Annotated in this window: 4 protein-coding genes; 3 read left to right on the top strand and 1 reads right to left on the bottom strand. The window is 68.2% G+C overall.

Features of this window, described 5'->3' with window-relative positions; translation table 11 throughout:
- Nucleotides 1-3 precede the first annotated feature (3 nt).
- Nucleotides 4-975 carry an alpha/beta fold hydrolase gene (locus tag ABW137_RS35700; RefSeq protein WP_526407667.1) on the bottom strand — a complete coding sequence of 324 codons (972 nt, stop codon included), beginning with the start codon at nucleotides 973-975 and terminating at the stop codon, nucleotides 4-6.
- Nucleotides 976-1,104: 129 nt separating this feature from the next.
- On the opposite strand from ABW137_RS35700, the gene ftsH reads away from it, so the two are divergent.
- Genes ftsH through folP form a run of 3 tightly spaced genes read left to right on the top strand, consistent with a single transcriptional unit; the run spans nucleotide 1,105 to nucleotide 4,945 of the window.
- Nucleotides 1,105-3,465, top strand: coding sequence for an ATP-dependent zinc metalloprotease FtsH (ftsH, locus tag ABW137_RS35695; protein WP_526407665.1), 2,361 nt, complete (start codon nucleotides 1,105-1,107; stop codon nucleotides 3,463-3,465).
- Between the two features lie 17 nt (nucleotides 3,466-3,482).
- Nucleotides 3,483-4,112, top strand: a complete 630-nt coding sequence (folE, locus tag ABW137_RS35690; protein ID WP_526407663.1) for a GTP cyclohydrolase I FolE — start codon at nucleotides 3,483-3,485, stop codon at nucleotides 4,110-4,112.
- 23 nt (nucleotides 4,113-4,135) lie between these two features.
- The gene (gene folP / locus ABW137_RS35685) at nucleotides 4,136-4,945 is read left to right on the top strand and encodes a dihydropteroate synthase (RefSeq protein ID WP_526407669.1); all 810 of its coding nucleotides are present in this window, start codon (nucleotides 4,136-4,138) and stop codon (nucleotides 4,943-4,945) included.
- Nucleotides 4,946-4,991 lie beyond the last annotated feature (46 nt).

Raw genomic sequence — 4,991 nt, 5'->3', positions numbered from 1 at the left:
AGTTCACGGGGAGTTCGGGCCGGTCAGGAACTCCATCAACGCGGCATTGACCTCGGCGGGCCGCTCCTGCTGCAGCCAGTGCCCCGCGCCGTCGATCAACACCTCCCGGTACGGACCGGTCGCGACGTCGCGCACCCTGTCGCGCGGAGTGAATCCGAGTACGGGGTCGGCAGTGCCCGCGATGAATAGCGTCGGCACGTCGATCGTCGACGCCGGCGCCGTCGCGGTCAGCTCCCAGTTCCTGTCGAAGTTGCGGTACCAGTTCAGCGGTCCGGTGAATCCGCTCGCAGCGAACTCCTCGACGTAGTGGTTGAGTTCGTCCTCGGTGAGCCAGTCCGGCAGGCCGTCCGGCTCGGGTAGCCGGTCGATGAAGCCGTCCGGACCGGGCGCCGCCATCTGCACGAAGACGTTCTCGTCGCCGTCCGTGCGGAGCGCGCCCAACATTCTGCGCATGGTCCGTGCCGGGTCGCGGCCGAGTTCGGCGTCGGCGGGACCGGGCTCCTGGAAGTAGAGGATGTAGAAGAAGCTGTCGCCGAAGGCACGGCGCCACGACTCCGTGGGTGCCACCATCGACCGCGGGATGGGGGGCACGCTCATCGCCACGCACGCGGAGACCCGGTCGGGATGCAGCAGCGGAAGGTTCGTGGCGACGACCGAGCCCCAATCGTGTCCCACGATCACCGCCGTCTCGGCGCCGACGTCGTCGAGAAGACCCACGATGTCTCCGGTCAGCTCGACGATGTCGTAGTCCTCGATCGCCGGGGGCGCCGAGGACCCGCCGTAACCGCGTTGATCAGGGGCGAGCACGTGATAGCCGGCCGCGGCGAGCACCGGGATCTGGTGCCGCCAGGAATAGCCCAGCTCGGGAAATCCGTGCGCGAGGACCACCACCGGTGCGCCGCGATCACCCGCCTCGGTCACCCTCAGCGTCACGCCGTTGGTCTCGACCAACCGTTGGCTAGATGTGGTCACCAACTCAGCCAAGCACAGGCGGCCACCCGTCGGGAACAGCCGGTCGTTGGTCTAGCGGTAGCCTGAACGAACCCAACCTGTGCATATCGGAAGGACGAGGCTGGCGTATCCGCCGCCGGTCGAAGACAAACGATGAATCGAAAGAACGTCATCCGCACACTCACCGCCGTCGCGGTGGTGTTGCTCCTGGGTTGGTCCTTCTTCTACTTCAGCGACGACACCCGCGGCTACAAGCCCGTCGACACGTCCGTCGCGATGGGGCAGATCAACGCCGACAACGTCAACAGCGCCCAGATCGACGACCGTGAACAGCAGGTCCGTCTCGACCTGAAGAGCGGCAACGGCGATACCGAGAACAGCGACAAGATCATCACCAAGTACCCGACCGGGTACGGGGTGGACCTGTTCAACGCGTTGACAGCCAAGAACGCCAAGACCAACACCGTCGTCAATCAGGGCAGCGTCGTGGGCTCGCTGCTGATCTACCTCCTGCCGCTGCTGCTGCTCGTCGGGTTGTTCGTCATGTTCTCGCGGATGCAGGGCGGGGGCGGCCGGATGGGCTTCGGCTTCGGCAAGTCCCGCGCCAAGCAGCTGTCCAAGGACATGCCCAAGACCACGTTCGCCGACGTCGCAGGTGTCGACGAGGCGGTCGAGGAGCTGTACGAGATCAAGGACTTCCTGCAGAACCCGACGCGGTATCAGGCACTCGGCGCCAAGATTCCCAAGGGCGTGCTGCTGTACGGACCCCCTGGGACTGGCAAGACGCTGCTGGCGCGTGCCGTCGCCGGTGAGGCGGGTGTCCCGTTCTTCACCATCTCCGGTTCGGACTTCGTCGAGATGTTCGTCGGCGTCGGCGCCTCCCGCGTCCGCGACCTGTTCGAGCAGGCCAAGCAGAACAGCCCCTGCATCATCTTCGTCGACGAGATCGACGCCGTCGGCCGCCAGCGCGGCGCCGGCCTCGGCGGTGGGCACGACGAACGCGAGCAGACCCTCAACCAGCTGCTGGTGGAGATGGACGGCTTCGGCGAGCGCCAGGGCGTGATCCTGATCGCCGCCACCAACCGGCCCGACATCCTGGACCCCGCGCTGCTTCGACCGGGTCGCTTCGACCGCCAGATCCCGGTGTCCGCGCCCGACATCGCGGGCAGGCGAGCGGTGCTGCGGGTGCACTCGCAGGGCAAGCCGATCGCCGACGACGCAGACCTCGACGGACTGGCCAAGCGGACCGTCGGCATGTCCGGCGCCGACCTCGCCAACGTCATCAACGAGGCCGCGCTGCTCACCGCACGCGAGAACGGCACCATCATCACCGGCGCGGCGCTCGAAGAGGCCGTCGACCGCGTGGTGGGTGGCCCGCGTCGCAAGAGCCGCATCATCAGCGAGCACGAGAAGAAGATCACCGCGTATCACGAAGGTGGCCACACCCTGGCCGCGTGGGCGATGCCCGACATCGACCCGATCTACAAGGTGACGATCCTGGCCCGCGGCCGCACCGGCGGGCACGCCATGTCGGTGCCCGAGGACGACAAGGGTCTGATGACCCGGTCTGAGATGATCGCCCGCCTGGTGTTCGCGATGGGTGGCCGCGCGGCAGAGGAGCTGGTGTTCCGCGAGCCCACCACCGGGGCGTCCTCGGACATCGACCAGGCCACCAAGATCGCGCGCGCGATGGTCACCGAGTACGGCATGAGCGCCAAGCTGGGCGCCGTGCGGTACGGAACCGAGCACGGCGATCCGTTCCTCGGCCGTTCGATGGGCACCCAGGCCGACTACAGCCACGAGGTCGCCCAGATCATCGACGACGAGGTCCGCAAGCTCATCGAGGCTGCGCACACCGAGGCGTGGGAGGTGCTTACCGAGTACCGCGACGTGCTGGACACCCTCGCCGGTGAACTCCTGGAGAAGGAGACGCTGCACCGGGTCGAGCTGGAGGCCATCTTCGGCGACGTGAAGAAGCGTCCCCGGCTGACCATGTTCGACGACTTCGGCGGACGCGTGCCGTCGGACAAGCCGCCGATCAAGACACCGGGGGAGCTGGCGATCGAGCGGGGCGAGCCGTGGCCCCCGCCGGTGCAGGAGCCGGCGTTCAAGGCGTCCATTGCCGCGGCGAGCCGCGACGCCGACGGCACCAACGGGTCCAACGGGCACAACGGCTCGTACGGCGGTCGTCCCGCCAACGGAGCTCCTGGCCAGGGCGTCAACGGCGCCACCCAGCCCAACTACGGAGCACCCGCCGGCTGGCATGCCCCGGGATGGCCGCCGCAGCAGCCCGGTCAGTACCAACCGCCGCAGCCCGGTCAGTACCAACCGCCGCAGCAGCCGCAGCCGAACTGGGGACCGCCGCAGCAGGGCTATCCGCCGCCGTACCAGCCATACCAGCCGTATCCGCCCGGGCAACCCCGTCCACAGGGCGGCTCGCCAGGGCCGCATCGGCCGCCAGACGAGCCGGGACACGGCGGCTCGGGCCACGATGACCCGCCCCCAGCCGGCTGATCCGAACGGAGGCTCCGATGCCGAAGCCTGATGCCCAACCCTCCAGCCCCGTGAGCGGCTCACGGGCGTTCGTTCCTGCCGAGTTCGACCAGGCTCGCGCCGAGAAGGCCGTCCGCGAACTGCTGTACGCGATCGGTGAGGACCCGGACCGGCCGGGGCTTTCCGATACGCCTTCCAGGGTCGCGCGCGCCTACCAGGAGATGTTCGCCGGTCTGTACGTCAATCCCGACGACGTCCTCAACACCACCTTCGACGAGCAGCACGACGAGTTGGTGCTGGTCAAGGACATCCCCATGTACTCGACGTGTGAGCACCACCTGGTGTCGTTCCACGGCGTCGCGCACGTCGGCTACATCCCCGGCGTCGACGGACGGGTAACGGGGCTGTCGAAGCTCGCCAGGGTGGTCGACCTCTACGCGAAGCGTCCCCAGGTGCAGGAGCGGCTGACCCAACAGGTGGCCGACGCGATGATGCGCAAGCTCGATCCCCGCGGCGTCATCGTCGTGGTGGAGGCAGAGCACCTGTGCATGGCGATGCGCGGTATCCGCAAACCCGGTGCGAGCACCACGACCTCGGCGGTGCGTGGCCAGTTCAAGACCGACTCGACGTTGCGGGCCGAAGCTCTGGATCTCATCCTTCGCAAGTGAGCGCCGGAACCCGTGTGAAGGTGATGGGCGTCGTCAACGTCACCGACGATTCCTTCTCCGACGGCGGCAAGTACCTGGAGTGTGACCGTGCCGTGCGGCACGGGCTTGCACTCGCCGAAGCCGGTGCGGCGATCGTCGACGTTGGCGGTGAATCGACACGTCCCGGCGCGACCCGGGTGGACCCGCACGTGGAGGCCTCCCGCGTGGTGCCGGTGATCAAAGAGCTCGTCCAGCAAGGCATTACGGTGAGCATCGACACCATGCACGCGCAGGTGGCGCGTGCGGCGATCGAGAGCGGTGCGCACATCGTCAACGACGTGTCGGGGGGCCGGGCCGATCCGGACATGGCGCCGCTGGTGGCCGATGCCGGCGTGCCGTGGATCCTGATGCACTGGCGTTCGGTCGGCGCCGACCGCCCCCACGAGGTTCCCGACTACCGCGACGTGGTGGCCGACGTACGGGCCGAACTGCTGTCGAGCGTGGACGCCGCCGTTCGGGCGGGTGTCGATCCCGCCATGCTGGTCATCGATCCGGGCCTGGGATTCGCCAAGTCGGCCCAACACAATTGGACGCTGCTGGCGGCCCTGCCGGAGTTCGTCGATACCGGAATCCCGGTGCTGGTCGGGGCGTCCAGGAAGCGATTCCTCGGTGCCCTCCTTGCCGACGCTGGCGGGAACCTTCGGCCTCCGGACGGAAGGGAGACCGCCACCGCGGTGATCTCGGCGCTGGCGGCGATGCACGGGGCATGGGGGGTTCGCGTGCACGACGCCGCTGCGTCCGTCGACGCGCTCAAGGTCGTGGCGGCGTGGGCGGGTGGACACCAGGGTGGCTGACCGAATCGAGTTGCGCGGCTTGACCGTTCGCGGCCGTCACGGGGTC

Source organism: Mycobacterium sp. (assembly GCF_040509115.1).
In the GTDB taxonomy this organism is placed as follows: Bacteria; Actinomycetota; Actinomycetes; order Mycobacteriales; family Mycobacteriaceae; genus Mycobacterium.
This window is presented reverse-complemented; position numbering and strand designations above follow the sequence as displayed.

Excerpts from the sequence above, each read along its gene's own strand:
- folP (WP_526407669.1), top strand. The coding sequence starts at position 4,136 with ATGGGCGTCGTCAACGTCACCGACGATTCCTTCTCCGACGGCGGCAAG.
- ftsH (WP_526407665.1), top strand. The coding sequence starts at position 1,105 with ATGAATCGAAAGAACGTCATCCGCACACTCACCGCCGTCGCGGTGGTG.
- folE (WP_526407663.1), top strand. The coding sequence starts at position 3,483 with ATGCCGAAGCCTGATGCCCAACCCTCCAGCCCCGTGAGCGGCTCACGG.